Below are 16,917 nucleotides of genomic sequence, written 5' to 3'. Positions count from 1 at the left end.
GGAAGGAAAGACCATGCTCAGAAGCTTTAAACAATTGCTGAATCAGGTTTCTAAAATGGAACGGCGCAAAATTGCAGTTGCCATGGCACAGGATTCCGAGATATTGTTAGCTCTGAACGCTGCTTATTCTGCCGGTCTGGGAGACGCCATTTTAGTGGGCGACCGGGAACAGATCATTAAACGAGCCGAAGAAGAACACATCAATGTAAAGAATTTCGAAATTGTAGATGTAAAAGAAGAAAAAAAATGCGTCAGAGAAGCGGTTGAAATTGTGCGCTCCGGTGAGGCGCAGGTGATTATGAAAGGTCTGTGTAGCACGGCCAACTTTTTAAAAGGCATTTTAAATAAGGAATATGGATTGCGGGCGGCTGAGGTGCTTTCGCATCTGGCTATTTTTGAAAGTCCCAATTACCCCAAACTGCTCATGATGTCGGATGCGGCTATGAATATTGCGCCCGATCTAAAAACCAAGATCGCCATTACCAACAACGCCATCCGGGCCGCCCATGCTCTGGGCTATAAGCGCCCAAAGGTTGCATTGCTTTCTGCCGTGGAAAAAGTAAACGCCGAAAACATGCCTTCTTCTGCTGATGCGGCCATCATGGCCAAAATGGCCGAACGGGGCCAACTGGCAGAGGCCATCGTGGATGGTCCGCTGGCCCTGGATAACGCCCTTTCGCCCAAAGCGAATCAGATTAAAGGACTGCAGTCGGCGGTGGGAGGCAAAGCCGACATTTGTATTGTGCCCAATATCGAAGCGGGCAATATTTTTTACAAATTGATGACCATTTTGGGCAATGCGCTTGTGGCCGGCGTTATTCTGGGCGCCGCCGCGCCGGTGGTGCTTACTTCCAGAGCAGATTCCGAAAATGCTAAATTCTTATCCATTGCCACGGCGCTTGCGGTAGTAAGCTAAATAAGGAGATGAAAATGAGCGAGATAAAAGACCCTTTGATTCTGGCCATCAATCCCGGTTCTACCAGCACAAAAATTTCCTTATTTAAAGGGGAAAAGGAAATTTTAACGGAAAATATTGCGCATAAGATCGAAGAGTTGGCGCGCTTTAATCGAGCTTCGGATCAGGACCTGTACCGCATGGAATTGATTATTCGCTATTTGCGCGAGCAGAAAGTGAATTTAAGCGAGATTGCCGCGGTGGTAGGCCGCGGCGGACTGGTTCGCCCCATCGAAGGCGGCACGTACATTGTAACCGAACAAATGGTCGCCGATTTGAAAAAGGGGATCATGGGAGACCATCCATCCAATTGCGGCGGTTTGATCGCCTATGCCATCAGTAAGGCCCTGGGCTGCCAGGCTTATATTGTCGATCCGGTGGTCGTCGATGAGCTGCAAGAACTGGCGCGTATTTCTGGCATGCCGCTGATACCACGCAAAAGTATCTTTCACGCCTTAAATCAAAAAGCGGTAGCCCGCGAAACCGCTAAAAAACTGGGTAAAAAATATCGGGAATCTAGTATAATTGTGGCGCACATGGGCGGAGGCGTGACCGTGGGCGCTCATTACAGGGGAAAGGTGATCGACGTAAACAACGGTCTGGACGGCGACGGCCCCTTTAGCCCGGAGCGCAGCGGGGGCGTTCCTGTTGGCGATCTGGTCAAGGTTGCTTTTTCCGGTACTTACACCTATCAGGATATGAAAAAACTGATCAAAGGCCACGGCGGCATGGTGGCGTATTTAGGGACCCACGATCTGCGCGTGGTCGAAGATCGAATCGATAAAGGGGATAGTGAAGCCAAATTGATTTTTGAGGCCATGGCCTATCAAATTGCCAAAGAAATCGGCGCGCTGGCAACGGTGCTTTTTGGTCAGGTGGATGCTATTGCTCTTACAGGAGGCGTGGCCAAAAGCAAACGATTTGTGGACCTGATCAAAAAACGCGTTTCATTTATCGCGCCCATTTATATCTTTCCGGGCGAAGAAGAGATGCGCGCTCTGGCCCTTGGTGCCCTTCGCGTTTTAAATAAAGAAGAAGAAGCGAAAGTTTATTAATTCAATAAATGAGTTCGCTCTAAAAATGAGATTTGTCGTTTCTCTCCCGCTTCGGCAGGAGAGAAATCTTACAAAATAACAATAAAAACAATCTGACTTTTAAAGAATTTTTTTGGTGGAATAGTAAAAAAAACCTTTTTAGAGCGAACTCCTAAAACATTCAACCATTTTTGCGGCACAAAAATTTTCGTATACCGCCATTGAGGCTGTTGCAAATTCAGTTTGAGTAAAATTCAAAAAATTTGTAAATTCTGGGCGACAGATAAAACAAGTAATAACAAAGGAATTCCATGAGTTTTATTACTTATAATCGCTCACAAATGAATCTCTTTGGCTATAGTGTGGAAGATTTTGCCAGAGACGATCCAAAGAGTCGATTTGTAGTGGAGTTGGTTTCGCGCCTTGATTTAAGTGCACTTTATTCCCGTTATAGTTCACAAGGCGGTGATTCTTATGCCCCAGACATGATGCTTGCCTTATGGTTTTATGCTTATAGTAACGGCATTACCAGCACCCGTAAGCTGGAGGAATTGTGTAAATATGATACGCGCTACATTTATATCACTGGGAATCAGCATCCGGATCATAGTACATTAAGTCGTTTTCGCAAGGCACATTTGGATTTATTAGACCAATATTTTGTAGAGATACTTTTAATTGCCCAGGCCGAAGGCATAAGTAGTTTCAACCAGATAGCCATAGATGGCACGAAAATCAAAGCGCACAGCAGTAAGCGTCATGGCTACACTGAGGATCAATTAGACAAACGTATAGAGAAGTTAAGAGCAGAGATCAAGCAATACATGCAGCGCTGTAATTTTGTAGAACAGGGGGCCACGGATGAATTAGATTTAGAAACTCTTCGAGCGGAGAAAGAACGGCTTGAGCGCTTAGAGAAAGAGATATTAGAACGTAAAGCCCAATTGAAAGAGCGTAAGAAACAGCTCAAATCAGAACACCGTTCAAGACATCAAATAAATGTAAAAGAGCCGGATGCCCGCATGATGCCTTCGGTGGATGGACCGGGCTATAACGCACAATTAGGCGTAGATATGTCCAGTCATTTAATAGTAGCTCATGAAGTCGTAAGCCAGCCCAACGACCAGGGTCAATTCATACCGATTCAAGAACAAGTAGAGAAGAATCTTGGTTCAGATGATAAGCGATCTTACACGGCCGATTCCGGTTATCACAATAGCACAGACCTAAAAGAATTGGAAGAAAAGCAGATTGATGCCGTAATAGCCGATCCCCAGTTATCCAATCGTTCGATAAAGGAGACACCAACCTCCAAGGAAGAATTGCAAAAAGAAGAAAGAAAACTAAAACGAAGTGATTTTGTGTATCATGAACAGGGAGATTACTATGAATGTCCGACGGGTAAGAAGCTTTTTCCAGTTGAGAGAAATAGCGAACGGATCGTATATCGTTCCAATGATTGTCAGGATTGTCCCTTAATTAATTTATGCATTTCCAGTAAAAAGAAAGTTAAGCAAATCCATCGTTCAGTTAATGAGAGTTATTGCGAACGTATGGCGAAAAAGTTACAAACTTCAGCGGCGCAGGAACGACTAAAAAAGCGTTCGGTGACAGTTGAACCTGTTTTTGGTAACTTGAAGCATAATTTAGGCTATCGTGGATTTTCCTTATCTGGTCTTAATAATGTTCGTAGTGAATTTACGTTAATGTGTATTGGGCATAATATTAATGTTCTATTTAAAAATATGTTAGGGAAACGTTTAGCAGCGTTTATAACAGCATCACAAGAAAAAGATGATCTATTAATTTTATTTTCAAAGAATATTTTGGCGTTTTTAATTCTATATTTTGCCCAACGCTTAAGAATGAGAAAAAATTATCAATATCGGAGAATATAAGCATTAATTCCTCCCCCCCATGCAACAGCCTCCATTGCGGGACAGATGTTTTTAATGATGTGTTTCAAGGTTGCGAAGCCGCAACCAAAATCAACCGCGACGTGCGCAAAGTAATTTTCTAGCGGATTACGTCAATAATCGCAGAAAAAGATTAAACAAATTATTTTGAGAGAAAAGTTAAGCAAATCGGCACAATTTTCCCCGGAGCTGTCCCAAAAGTCAAAGAGAATGTATTTTTATAAATATTTTCTTTCCCTCACCCCCTTTAATTCCCCGGGGCTGTCCCAAAAGTCGATGAAAGTAAATTTTTATACAAAACATATTTTGGCGTTGAAGAGACAAGATGAATATTTAACAACTATTTTTTCCTTAATTTCTATAAAAAACCGCTCTAACGATTTTAAAATGGTATTTTTTGGGCCTAAATTTTGACACTGGCTTGCCCGGTTTAAATTAAAAAAGATGTTAGCGCTATACTTATACATCTCGTTAACTAAACCGTACTCTTTCATCTGATTAAACATCTTTTTTAAATTATACGCTACTGCTATTATACCAAATTCTGTTTTTACTTTCTCTAATCCTCTTAATAAAAAGCCCCTTATTCCTAGATTATGCTTTATTTGTCCAAAAATTGTTTCTATCTCCGAACCTCGTTTGCTGATTAATTTTCTTCCTTCTTCCGTATTCAATCGAGAACGAACCTGCTTTTTATAATCATTAAGCATGACATTTACTCTAACAACACGCGCAGTCTGGCCCTTATAGCACTTCTCTTTCAATGCACAGCCTTCACAACTCTCACTACGGTAAATACGATGCTTTACTTTAAATCCCGTCGACGTAACATTTTCCTGTTCTCCAACATATTCTAAATACCGACCGGCAGGACATTCATAGCGATCTAATTCAGGATCATACCGCATGTTATCTATCAAAAAAGGATTCTCTTTGTATGACTTCTTTTGCTCTTTGTAATAACTACTGTATTTGATATAAGCTTCTACACCTTCTGATTCCAAATATGCATAATTCTCCTCACTTCCATAGCCTGCATCGCCTATTACTCGATTTGGTTGCCTACCATAACAACGCTTGTATGACTCCATAAAGGGCTTTAATAATACGCTATCATTCGCGTTCTGATTTATCGTATAATTCACTATAAATTGATTCTCACTTCCTACCTGAACATTATAACTCGGAAGCAAATCCGTATTATTATGATGATCCCGCTTCTTACTCATAAAGGTAGCATCCGGGTCCGTCTGGCTATAGCTATTCCTACCATTTAGAAGCTTTCGTTGCTTTTCATATTTACGTTGGCGCGGTAAATAATCCTTCTCTATTTTATTTTTTGCTCTCTTTAATTCCTTATTGTCCGGTTCCTTTTTTAACCGCTCATTCAATATATCAACTATTTGTTCAATCTGATGAGAGCTTAAAGTAACATCCTCTCCTAATTCTCCTAAATCTTTATTACCGTATAAACGATTCTCTAAATCATTCTCGTTATCTATCTTCTTTAGTAATTCCTTTAGCTTCTCTTGAAGTACTCTCTGGTAACGGTCTACATTCTTCTTCCAGACTGCCTTGTATTTATTCGCATTCGCCTGAAATTTGCTCCCGTCTATAAAAAGATCATTTAATTCGATATAGCCCAACTCCAATAATTGCTCAACTACATAGGTGAATACTTCCTCTATTTTTCCCTTCAATCGTGATGAACGAAAACGATTTATCGTCCTAAAATCCGGACGACTGTTCCCTGATAACCACATGAAATGAATATTCTCTCTTAAGGCCTTAGCTATCTGGCGCGAAGTAAATATCTTCTGCGTATAGGCATAAATGACTACTTTTAATAGCATCCGCGGATGATACGCGGCCCGACCGCCTCCTTTGTATTCTTTAATTAAAAAATCAATATCCATCTTGTCTATGATGGCATTGATAAACCGAACCATATGATTGGGTTCTATGAGCTCATCTAATGAAGGCGGAAGAATAGTAAGTTGGTTTTGATCGGTAGTTTTAAATGGGATTTTCCGACAACGTTTTGGCTTCATGGTTTTTATTTTAAATTTAATATTTTCAAGTTATTAATGCAAGTTATTTTATGTGCTAAAGACAATAAATAGAACCAATTTAAATCTTGTTTTTATTCATGTTTTTTTGTTGAAATCTTTTACCTTTTCCATAATTTCGTATCACATTTACCAATAAAATTATATTTAAAAACCTGCATATTTATACATCTTGATTTACTTTTGGGACAGCCCCGGGCTGGGGGATGAGTTTTTAAAACAGCACAAAAATTTTCGTATACCGCCATTGAGGCTGTTGCATGGGGGGGAGGAATTAATGCTTATATTCTCCGATATTGATAATTTTTTCTCATTCTTAAGCGTTGGGCAAAATATAGAATTAAAAACGCCAAAATATTCTTTGAAAATAAAATTAATAGATCATCTTTTTCTTGTGATGCTGTTATAAACGCTGCTAAACGTTTCCCTAACATATTTTTAAATAGAACATTAATATTATGCCCAATACACATTAACGTAAATTCACTACGAACATTATTAAGACCAGATAAGGAAAATCCACGATAGCCTAAATTATGCTTCAAGTTACCAAAAACAGGTTCAACTGTCACCGAACGCTTCTTTAGTCGTTCCTGCGCCGCTGAAGTTTGTAACTTTTTCGCCATACGTTCGCAATAACTCTCATTAACTGAACGATGGATTTGCTTAACTTTCTTTTTACTGGAAATGCATAAATTAATTAAGGGACAGTCCTGACAATCATTGGAACGATATACGATCCGTTCGCTATTTCTCTCAACTGGAAAAAGCTTCTTACCCGTCGGACATTCATAGTAATCTCCCTGTTCATGATACACAAAATCACTTCGTTTTAGTTTTCTTTCTTCTTTTTGCAATTCTTCCTTGGAGGTTGGTGTCTCCTTTATCGAACGATTGGATAACTGGGGATCGGCTATTACGGCATCAATCTGCTTTTCTTCCAATTCTTTTAGGTCTGTGCTATTGTGATAACCGGAATCGGCCGTGTAAGATCGCTTATCATCTGAACCAAGATTCTTCTCTACTTGTTCTTGAATCGGTATGAATTGACCCTGGTCGTTGGGCTGGCTTACGACTTCATGAGCTACTATTAAATGACTGGACATATCTACGCCTAATTGTGCGTTATAGCCCGGTCCATCCACCGAAGGCATCATGCGGGCATCCGGCTCTTTTACATTTATTTGATGTCTTGAACGGTGTTCTGATTTGAGCTGTTTCTTACGCTCTTTCAATTGGGCTTTACGTTCTAATATCTCTTTCTCTAAGCGCTCAAGCCGTTCTTTCTCCGCTCGAAGAGTTTCTAAATCTAATTCATCCGTGGCCCCCTGTTCTACAAAATTACAGCGCTGCATGTATTGCTTGATCTCTGCTCTTAACTTCTCTATACGTTTGTCTAATTGATCCTCAGTGTAGCCATGACGCTTACTGCTGTGCGCTTTGATTTTCGTGCCATCTATGGCTATCTGGTTGAAACTACTTATGCCTTCGGCCTGGGCAATTAAAAGTATCTCTACAAAATATTGGTCTAATAAATCCAAATGTGCCTTGCGAAAACGACTTAATGTACTATGATCCGGATGCTGATTCCCAGTGATATAAATGTAGCGCGTATCATATTTACACAATTCCTCCAGCTTACGGGTGCTGGTAATGCCGTTACTATAAGCATAAAACCATAAGGCAAGCATCATGTCTGGGGCATAAGAATCACCGCCTTGTGAACTATAACGGGAATAAAGTGCACTTAAATCAAGGCGCGAAACCAACTCCACTACAAATCGACTCTTTGGATCGTCTCTGGCAAAATCTTCCACACTATAGCCAAAGAGATTCATTTGTGAGCGATTATAAGTAATAAAACTCATGGAATTCCTTTGTTATTACTTGTTTTATCTGTCGCCCAGAATTTACAAATTTTTTGAATTTTACTCAAACTGAATTTGCAACAGCCTCCATTGCGGGACAGATGTTTTGAATGAAGTGTTCTAAAAATCAACGTTAAAACAACATTTTAAAGAATTTTCATCCTGACATTGTTAAACGTTGCCAGTGACACAAAATGAATGTCTCTTTTTGCTAATATTAACATCCAATAGACATCAGTAATAATATTGGAGTAGTTATGATACATGTACTTGCTGCCTTAGGCGGCGGCGGAATCGGTTACCTGATTGGTAAATATATGTCTAAAGCAGGCTTTGGTTGCCCGCTCATTTGTGATCCGAGAATAAGTACAATTTATTTTGCGTTAATAGGTTTGTTTTTAAGTTTTAAATAATATGAACAGAAAGGAATATTATGGCTACACAGGTTAAAGGCAAAGTGGTGCACATTAAGGGCGTTACATTTAATGGGATTACAGACTCTAACCACTGGGTGCCCATGGACGGCCCGCCCAAGTTTGGCGGAGAAAATGGCGCCATTCGACCCAAAGAATTGTTGTTACTTTCGTTAGCCGGTTGTACGGGCAGCGATGTTGCGTCTATTTTAACGAAAATGCGCCAAAAGTTTCAACGCTTTGAGGTGCACGTTGAGGCTGAAATGGCTGATGAGCATCCTAAAGTTTACACCAAAATTCATTTAACTTACAAGGTGTGGGGCGATGTCAACGAGCAAAATTTAGTCAAAGCGATTAACCTTTCTCAAGATGTCTATTGTGCCGTAACCGCCATGCTGCAAAAGGCTGTGGAAATCACCCATTCATATGAAATTAATCCGCAAGAATAACATCTTTTGAGGTCTAAAAAAACTCAATTTATTTTAAAAGCAAATGGATTTTTTCCATTTGCTTTTTTTATTAAAATTTCCGATTCTTTGCCGATTATGAAAATCGGTTTAATATAAAATACAGGAAAAAGCCATGGGAAAAAAAATCATCGATTGGGAAACGGCCATTGAGCGATTGGGAGGCGATAAGGAGTTTTTAGTCGAACTTTTGAATGAATTGGTTGAGCAAATCGAGCAAACTTTACCAGAACTCAAAACGGCTATTGAGCAGAAAAATTTTGCAGAAGTACGGTCTATGGCACACGGATTAAAAGGGGCCGCAGCAAACCTGGGTGCCGATAAAATTTCTGACAAGTTTTATGAACTGGAAATAATGGGTAAAGAAGAAAAATTAGACGGCGCACCGGGAGTCTATAACGAAATCGTTCAAATGTACGAAGAACTAAAACAGGAACTCTCATAAAATTAGCATCAAACTGTCAGGGGCTTCTGAATGTCAACTCGTGATGGCCCCTGGCTTTAAAATTTGTAAAGCTTCCATTCCTTTTTTCTAACTCCATTTTGCACGCAGATTCTGTAGATGATCGTAGAATAAAATAAAAAACAAAAAATCTGCGCTAATCGGCGCGATCTGCGAGAGACAAGTATTATCACCGATGAATCTGTTACGCATTAACGAAATTTTTCGCACGCAAAAAAACAGTTTTTAAAAGAAATTGTTTTAAGTTACAGGAGGCAAAGTCTTACGCTGTTTTTTAATCCCTTATTTTAAAAAAACAAAAAAAATAGAAATCATTAAAAAAGTTTATTAAATTAGTTCAATGAATAAATAATTTAGAAGATAAAATATTGAAGTAATGAAAGAAAAGATTTTACAAAAGGAGGGTTGAAATGCGCTATATATTATTAATTTTTTTCCTTTTAATAGTCGGGCATCTATTTGCCGAAGATCATTCCAGCTACATCAAAGGACCTTTTAAAAATCCTCAGGAGGTTACCAAACAGTGTTTGACCTGTCATGAAGAAAGCGCCCAACAGATAATGAAAACCTCGCATTGGACCTGGTCCACGCCTCCTGTTAAAGTGCCCGGGCACGAAGGCTTACATCGAATCGGCAAAAAAGACATCTTTAATAACTACTGCATTCACGTGCAGTCCAATTGGCCAAGATGCACCAGCTGTCATACGGGCTATGGTTGGAAAGATGACTCATTCGATTTTGATAAAGAAGAGAATGTGGACTGTTTGATTTGTCATGCCGACCCGAAGATTTACAAAAAAAATCCAGCGGGGGCGGGGTTTCCCAAAAAGGATGTCGATCTTTTAAAGGCGGCGCGCAGCGTTCGTCTTCCGGATCGTGAAAACTGCGGCTCCTGCCATTTTTACGGCGGCGGCGGTGAAAATGTAAAACACGGCGACCTGGAGCAGATTTTGGCCAATCCAACGCGTGATCAGGATGTTCACATGGGATCCGGAATGGTATGTCAGGATTGTCATGTTCATGAAAATCATGATTTTAAGGGCAGGGGGTCTTCTGTCTCCGTACTGGATGAAAATCATTTGTATTGTGCGGACTGCCATGGCCTGGATGCGCATGAGAATGAACGATTAAATCTTCATGTGCGATCCATTGCCTGTCAAACCTGCCATATTCCTACATTTGCCAAAGGCATGGCCACTAAAATCTGGTGGGATTGGTCCAAAGCCGGCATGGACATAGAACCAAAGGAAGAGTACGGACGCGAAACTTTTAATAAAAAGAAAGGCGAATTTCACTGGGCGAAAAATGTTCGGCCGGAGTATGCCTGGTACAATGGTACCATGGATCGTTATCTGAAAGGCGATAAACTCGATCCGGCTAATATTTTGTATTTAAACCGGCCGCGAGGCAGTGTTTATGATAACAAGGCCAAGATATATCCTTTTAAAGTCATGCGCGGCAAGCAAATTTATGACGCCGAATATAATTATTTGATTATTCCCAACCTGTGGGGCGGATACTGGAAGCATTTTAACTGGGATAAAGCGGCGAAAGATGGCATGGCCGCTGCCGGCTTACCTTACAGCGGTCACTATGCTTTTGTGGAGACTAAAATGTACTGGCGCATTAATCACGAGGTGGTTCCCAAAGAGAAGGCGTTGCAGTGCGTGGATTGTCATGGGAAAAATAGCATTTTAGACTGGGAGAAGCTGGGATATGAAGGCGATCCGATGTTTATGGGCGATCGCAAAAAAGAAGAACTGATTCGCGAATATGATTTGGAGCGCAAATAAAGCGGAGGCGAGATCGTGTACAACAAGGATGGAATATTAACCGTTTTATTGGGAGTATTGTGGCTGCCTTTTTTTCTTTTCGGGAGCGATACCAATATTTCACTGCATCCCGCCGTCAAATTACTGGATGCGCATGGTGTGCCTGTGATTCAAAGCGGGCAGCCGATCAGTACAGAAAAAACCTGCAGCGCCTGTCATGATTATGAATTCATAACCATTCACAGCTACCATGCTCAGCAGGGGAAAAACGAATTTTTTACGGACGAGACAAGACCTAAAAACTTTGCTGACTTTGTCCTTTTACCCGGGATGTTTGCAATGAGTTCGCTATAAACGCTAAAAATATTTAATAAAAAACTTGGCGTTACGTTGAGTCTCCTTGGCGCTCTTTGCGGTTGATTACATATTTTGGGTGGCGGCTATGCTGCCTTAATAAAAGGTTTTATCGCGACTTACTACTCAACATTTTAAACCTGGGCAATTAGGGCAAAGCGCCAATCTGTTCCTTAAAAAAAATAGCCCTCATCTTCTCGGGGCGGGAATCGGAATGAGGGGCTGGCGACCATTGATTTAAAAAAAGTTTATCCAATAAAAATGAAAAATATTTCATAATCTTGCATCCGTATCGGATATTTTCTATAATTTCAAAGAAGTTGCCGGGGGAAGGGAAACTTTATATGTGTTTAATTCTTTGGAAAAATTTATTTTATCCTCTTTGTTTAGAACTCATTAATTTGAATATATATCACACCATATCAAATAGTGTTTATCAAGCAAAGGGGGGCTTATGTCAAAAACACCAAGTTTTCGGGAGCATCTTGAAAGGTCTGGTTTAAGCCGTCGTGAATTTCTTCGCTTTTGTAGCTATGCTGCGGCTTTAATAGGACTTGACGCCACTGGTATTCCCAGAGTGGTGCATGCTTTTGAAAGTCAACCCAGGCCGCCGGTAATCTGGCTGCATTTTCAAGAATGCACCTGCTGCAGCGAATCGTTTATTCGCTCTTCGCATCCGATGGTAGGCGATCTTATTTTAGATCAGATTTCGCTGGATTACACCGAAACGCTTCAGGCTGCCGCCGGAGAAGCTGCAGAGAAATGTCTTAAGGATACCATGAAAAATTATCATGGTAAATATTTCTTGCTGGTCGAAGGTTCCGTACCCACCAAAGACGACGGCATCTATTGTACGATTGCCGGCAGGTCGGCGCTGGAGATATTACATGAGACGGCCGAAGGGGCGGCGGCTATAATTGCCTGGGGCAGCTGTGCATCAAACGGCTGCGTGCAAAGCTCCAGTCCTAATCCTACTGGCGCGACGCCTATTCATGAGATATTAGATAAACCTGTTATTAAAGTGCCCGGATGTCCGCCCATTGCCGATGTGATGACGGGCGTTGTGACCCATGTGCTGGTTTTTGGCTCCATTCCGGAATTAGACGGCCAGGGACGTCCGAAAAGCTTTTACTCTCGACGCGTTCATGATACATGTTATCGCCGGCCGTACTACGACGCAGGATTATTTGTGGAACGCTGGGATGATGAGAAGGCTAGAAAAGGGTACTGTCTTTACAAAATGGGCTGCCGTGGTCCGGTTACCTACAATGCCTGCGCCGTAACCCGCTGGAACGCAGGCACCAGTTATCCCATTCAATCCGGTCATGGATGTATTGGATGCAGCGAAAATAATTTCTGGGATAACGGACCTTTCTATCGCCATCTGGCTTCTTTCCCTGGTTTTGGAATTGAAACCACAGCCGACACCATTGGTACTGTAGTTGGCGCCGCAGCGTTAGCAGGCGTTACCGCGCATGCCATTACAACCAATATTCGCAAACGGAAGCTGATTAAAGAGCATCTGGAAGAATCGGTGAATGTCAAAAAAGAAGGGGAGGATAATTAATTATGGCACGTTTGGTCGTAGATCCAATTACCAGAATAGAAGGCCATTTACGCATTGAGGCCGTCGTTGAAAATGGGGTAATTACCGATGCCTTTAGCTCCGGCACCATGGTGCGGGGGTTAGAGATCATCTTAAAAGGAAGAGACCCGCGTGACGCGTGGGCCTTTACCGAACGCGTTTGCGGCGTGTGCACCACGGTTCATGCCCTGGCCAGCGTTAGAACGGTTGAAGACGCATTAAACATAAAAGTCCCTAAAAACGCTGAACTCATCCGTAATTTAATGTTTTGTGCGCAAATGGTACAGGATCATGTGATCCATTTTTACCATTTACATGCCCTTGACTGGGTGGATGTGGTCAGCGCGTTAAAAGCGGATCCAAAAGAAACTTCGCAAATAGCCAAAAGCATTTCAAGCTGGCCAAAGAGTTCGCCTAAATATTTTAAAGAAGTTCAAGACAGATTAAAAGCGTTTGTGGAGAGCGGTCAGTTAGGAATTTTTGCCAACGGCTACTGGGGGCATCCGGCCTATAAACTACCGCCAGCCGTTAATTTGCTGGCCGTAACGCACTATCTCGAAATGCTTGAGTGGCAAAAAGAGCTGATTAAAATTCACACGATTTTTGGCGGCAAGAATCCGCACCCCAACTACCTGGTCGGCGGCGTTCCCTGTTCCATCAATCTAAATGAAGTTAACGCCATTAATATGGAGCGCCTGAACCATGTTAAAAAGTTAATTGACGACGCCATTGAAATCGTTGAAAAAGTCTATCTGCCTGATCTCATTGCGATTGCGGGCTTTTATAAGGACTGGACGAAATACGGCGGCGGATTGAAAAATTACCTGGCCTACGGCGATTTGCCTACCAGAAGTTACGGAGAACCCGCTCATTTTAAGTTTCCACGAGGTGTGGTGCTCGACCGGAATTTAAACGAAGTCCATGAGGTGGATCCTCGCGATCAACAGGAAATTCAGGAATATGTGACGCACTCCTGGTACAAATACTCGGTGGGCGATGAGCAGAGTTTACATCCCTGGGATGGCGAGACCGAATTTAATTTTACCGGTCCAAAGCCGCCTTTTAAAGAATTGAACGTAGAAGGAAAATATTCCTGGTTAAAAACGCCGCGCTGGAAGGGAAAACCCATGGAGGTAGGACCTCTGGCCCGGATGTTGGTCGCTTACGCCAGTGGAAACAAAGAAGTTCAGGAGCTGGTTAACGACACGCTTAAGCAGTTAAATGCGCCGGCAACGGCTTTATTTTCAACGCTTGGCAGAACGGCCGCCCGCGGACTGGAAACCAAACTGGTGGTGCACTGGATGAAAGAATTCTATAACGATCTGATCAACAATATTAAAAATGGCGATATGCGCACCTTTAACGAAGAAAAATGGAATCCAAAAACCTGGCCAGAAGAAGCGCAGGGCGTTGGCATGACCGAAGCGCCTCGCGGCGCACTGGCGCATTGGATTCGCATTAAAGATAGAAAAATCGCCAATTATCAGTTGATCGTTCCCAGTACATGGAATGCTTCTCCCAGAGACGCTAACAATCAACGCTCGGCCTACGAAGAAGCGCTGATCGGAACGCCGGTTAAAGATCCGCACAAGCCTGTTGAAGTATTGCGCACTATCCACTCGTTCGATCCCTGCCTTGCCTGCGCTGTACATCTGTATGATCCGCAGGGCAATCATGTGCGACGCATTCAAATCATGTGAAAGGGGGCGAACATGCAAGCAGTCAAAAAGAATGTTTACCGGCGAGTGTATGTGTGGGAATTTCCCGTTCGTCTGTTTCACTGGGTTAATGCCATTTGTATTGTGGTGCTGGCCGTTACCGGCTACATCATCGGAAAACCTTTTGCTCTGGAGTACAGCAACGAGGCCTATCAACAGTACTGGTTTGGCACCGTTCGCTTTCTCCATTTTGTGAGCGCCTTTATCTTCTTTTTCAATTTTCTGGTCAGAATTTACTGGGGATTTGTCGGGAACCAGTACGCCGACTGGAAAAATTTCATTCCGCTGAAGAAAAAACAGTGGCAGGAAATCTGGGAAGTGCTGAAGGTTGATATTTTACAAAAAGACGTTACTGAACGTATCAGCATCGGACACAATTCCCTTGCCGGACTCATCTATTTTATCTCTTTTCTGATCTTCCTCTTCCAGGCGTTTACCGGTTTTGCGCTTTACTCCAGCATGAGCTCGTCTTTTCTGCCTCAGCTTTTCAGCTGGGTGGTGCCCTTTATGGGCGGAGATTTTGCCGTTCGCCAGTGGCATCACATGTTCATGTGGTTTTTCATTGTTTTTACCATCATTCATGTGTACCTGGTATTTTATCATGACTATGTAGAAGGACGCGGAACGACTTCTTCCATGGTTGGAGGATGGAAATTTGAAAAGGAAGAAAATCTCTGATATTTTGATTCTGGGGATAGGAAATGTGTTAATGGGCGATGAAGGCATTGGCGCTTTTATCGCCCAATTTTTAGAAAAACAAAAGTTGCCGCCAGGCGTTACCGTGCTGGATGGCGGAACTGGCGGTTTTCATCTGCTGGAAACCTTTCAGAATGCCGACTGCGTCATTTTGATCGATGCAACCATCAACGGCCAGCCGCCGGCCTCCTGGGAACGGTTACAACCAAGATACTCCTCCGACTATCCGCCCACCTTAACGGCGCACGATATCGGGTTGAAAGATATGCTGGACGCCGCCCAGCTGCTGGGTAAAATGCCGAAAGTGGTGCTCTATGCCATTTCCATCGATTCGATCAATTCAGTAAAGTTCGGTTTAAGTCCCGAACTGGAGGCGATTATTCCTGTAATCGGCGGTGAAGTTTTGAATGAAGTCCATGATCTGTTAGGCGCCCCTGTTTAAAAACTCCTTTAAAAAGATGGCTCTCCCGATTGCGAAAGTTTTAAGATCGGGCACAGAATCCGTCCATTCAAAATGCGTTCCCCCTGACAGATGGAAACAAAAAGGTCGAATCGTTACGCCTCATGTATTGAATGACCGGTTCGCCTGCTGGTTAGCGTTTTTTACAGAGAAGCATTTGATTTGTTTTGGCCTTCTGTTTATTTTAAGCCATGCGAATTTGGATATTATCGGATATTCATGTGGATTTTGTTGAAAATCGACATTGGCTTAATCAAATCTCTGCCCAGGAATACAGAGACGACGTCCTTATTTTAGCAGGAGATGTGACGCATAATTTTGAGCTCTTCCAAAGAATTTTGAAGGAGCTTCGAAGGAAATTCAAACATCTTTTTTTTGTGCCGGGGAATCATGATTTGTGGATTCAAGGTACGGCCTTTAATGATTCGCTGGAAAAATTTGAGGCGCTTTTAAAATTTTGTCAGGATGCTCAAATAACAATGGAGCCCGCCCTGTTGAACGATGGGAAGCGTAAAATTGGCATTATTCCCATCTTTTCCTGGTACCATCTAAAGCAAGAAACAGGCACTCTTTATCTTCCCAAGCCCGGTGAAGAACAACTGCAACGATTGTGGAGCGACTTTCATTTCGTACGCTGGCCCAACCACCATTTTAGGCCGGTGGAATATTTTGTGGAACTCACCCGCCGTCCGAAGTCGTTTACTGAGGCCGATTTAATCATCACCTTCAGCCATTTTCTGCCGCGTCAGGAAACCATGTTCTCCGAAAACAGAAAAATAGATCGCCAGCGCATGAAAAAGTTTGACCGGCATCCACAGTTTAATTTCAGTCAGGTCGCCGGTTCCACATTGATTGAAAAAAAATTGCGCCAGTTCCGCGCCGATATTCACGTTTACGGACACCAGCATATTAATCGCGACAGAGTGATCGACGGCGTGCGCTATGTTTCGCATTGCCTTGGCTATCCGGAAGAACGGCGCCGGGGAACTATTGTGGGGATTGAACGGGGATTAAAGTGTATTGGTTGAGTATCAATTACGAATTACGAATTAAAAATTACGAATTACGAATTGTGGATTATCTCGCCAGAGGGGGATGCCTCGGCAAGGATAAAGGATGAGGTATTATTCGCAGGATGGTGGGGGGA

General features: G+C 42.4%; 15 protein-coding genes. 13 read left to right on the top strand and 2 right to left on the bottom strand.

Annotation, left to right across the window (positions count from 1 at the left end; translation table 11 throughout):
* The first annotated feature begins 13 nt into the window (after positions 1-13).
* From Cabys_RS10750 to Cabys_RS10740, 3 genes are all read left to right on the top strand, one after another.
* A complete protein-coding gene (locus tag Cabys_RS10750; protein WP_006930460.1) occupies positions 14-916 on the top strand; it encodes a bifunctional enoyl-CoA hydratase/phosphate acetyltransferase in 903 nt (300 codons plus the stop codon).
* Positions 917-930: 14 nt separating this feature from the next.
* Positions 931-2,010: a butyrate kinase gene (gene buk, locus Cabys_RS10745; protein ID WP_006930459.1), complete on the top strand. Its 1,080-nt coding sequence runs from the start codon at positions 931-933 to the stop codon at positions 2,008-2,010.
* A gap of 290 nt (positions 2,011-2,300) precedes the next feature.
* On the top strand, positions 2,301-3,887 hold the full coding sequence (locus Cabys_RS10740) for an IS1182 family transposase (protein WP_006926562.1): 1,587 nt from the start codon (positions 2,301-2,303) through the stop codon (positions 3,885-3,887).
* A gap of 308 nt (positions 3,888-4,195) precedes the next feature.
* Here Cabys_RS10740 and Cabys_RS10735 read toward each other — a convergent pair whose 3' ends face one another.
* On the bottom strand, positions 4,196-5,956 hold the full coding sequence (locus Cabys_RS10735; protein ID WP_071961280.1) for an IS1182 family transposase: 1,761 nt from the start codon (positions 5,954-5,956) through the stop codon (positions 4,196-4,198).
* 299 nt (positions 5,957-6,255) lie between these two features.
* The gene (locus tag Cabys_RS10730; RefSeq protein WP_006926562.1) at positions 6,256-7,842 is read right to left on the bottom strand and encodes an IS1182 family transposase; all 1,587 of its coding nucleotides are present in this window, start codon (positions 7,840-7,842) and stop codon (positions 6,256-6,258) included.
* A gap of 257 nt (positions 7,843-8,099) precedes the next feature.
* Here Cabys_RS10730 and Cabys_RS20065 point away from each other — a divergent pair, with 257 nt between their 5' ends.
* The 10 genes from Cabys_RS20065 to Cabys_RS10685 all read left to right on the top strand — a co-directional run bounded on the left by Cabys_RS20065 (position 8,100) and on the right by Cabys_RS10685 (position 16,798).
* Entirely contained in the window at positions 8,100-8,255 is a 156-nt protein-coding gene (locus tag Cabys_RS20065; RefSeq protein WP_006930457.1) for a hypothetical protein, read from the top strand.
* A gap of 20 nt (positions 8,256-8,275) precedes the next feature.
* The gene (locus tag Cabys_RS10725; protein ID WP_006930456.1) at positions 8,276-8,704 is read left to right on the top strand and encodes an OsmC family protein; all 429 of its coding nucleotides are present in this window, start codon (positions 8,276-8,278) and stop codon (positions 8,702-8,704) included.
* A 133-nt stretch (positions 8,705-8,837) separates the two neighbouring features.
* On the top strand, positions 8,838-9,167 hold the full coding sequence (locus Cabys_RS10720; protein ID WP_006930455.1) for an Hpt domain-containing protein: 330 nt from the start codon (positions 8,838-8,840) through the stop codon (positions 9,165-9,167).
* A gap of 428 nt (positions 9,168-9,595) precedes the next feature.
* Positions 9,596-10,978 carry a tetrathionate reductase family octaheme c-type cytochrome gene (locus tag Cabys_RS10715; protein WP_006930454.1) on the top strand — a complete coding sequence of 461 codons (1,383 nt, stop codon included), beginning with the start codon at positions 9,596-9,598 and terminating at the stop codon, positions 10,976-10,978.
* A gap of 15 nt (positions 10,979-10,993) precedes the next feature.
* Positions 10,994-11,311, top strand: coding sequence for a hypothetical protein (locus tag Cabys_RS10710; RefSeq protein ID WP_006930453.1), 318 nt, complete (start codon positions 10,994-10,996; stop codon positions 11,309-11,311).
* A gap of 454 nt (positions 11,312-11,765) precedes the next feature.
* Positions 11,766-12,878: a hydrogenase small subunit gene (locus Cabys_RS10705; RefSeq protein ID WP_006930452.1), complete on the top strand. Its 1,113-nt coding sequence runs from the start codon at positions 11,766-11,768 to the stop codon at positions 12,876-12,878.
* On the top strand, positions 12,878-14,596 hold the full coding sequence (locus Cabys_RS10700) for a nickel-dependent hydrogenase large subunit (protein ID WP_150109313.1): 1,719 nt from the start codon (positions 12,878-12,880) through the stop codon (positions 14,594-14,596). The genes Cabys_RS10705 and Cabys_RS10700 overlap by 1 nt, the downstream gene beginning before the upstream one ends.
* A 12-nt stretch (positions 14,597-14,608) precedes the next feature.
* Positions 14,609-15,292, top strand: a complete 684-nt coding sequence (cybH, locus tag Cabys_RS10695) for a Ni/Fe-hydrogenase, b-type cytochrome subunit (RefSeq protein WP_006930450.1) — start codon at positions 14,609-14,611, stop codon at positions 15,290-15,292.
* Complete coding sequence (locus tag Cabys_RS10690) at positions 15,270-15,752, top strand: hydrogenase maturation protease (RefSeq protein ID WP_006930449.1); 483 nt, start codon at positions 15,270-15,272, stop codon at positions 15,750-15,752. Before cybH ends, Cabys_RS10690 begins: the two co-directional genes overlap by 23 nt.
* Positions 15,753-15,961: 209 nt before the next feature.
* A complete protein-coding gene (locus Cabys_RS10685) occupies positions 15,962-16,798 on the top strand; it encodes a metallophosphoesterase family protein (RefSeq protein ID WP_006930448.1) in 837 nt (278 codons plus the stop codon).
* Positions 16,799-16,917: the final 119 nt, after the last annotated feature.

This window comes from Caldithrix abyssi DSM 13497 (assembly GCF_001886815.1).
Classification (GTDB): Bacteria; Calditrichota; Calditrichia; order Calditrichales; family Calditrichaceae; genus Caldithrix; species Caldithrix abyssi.
This window is presented reverse-complemented; position numbering and strand designations above follow the sequence as displayed.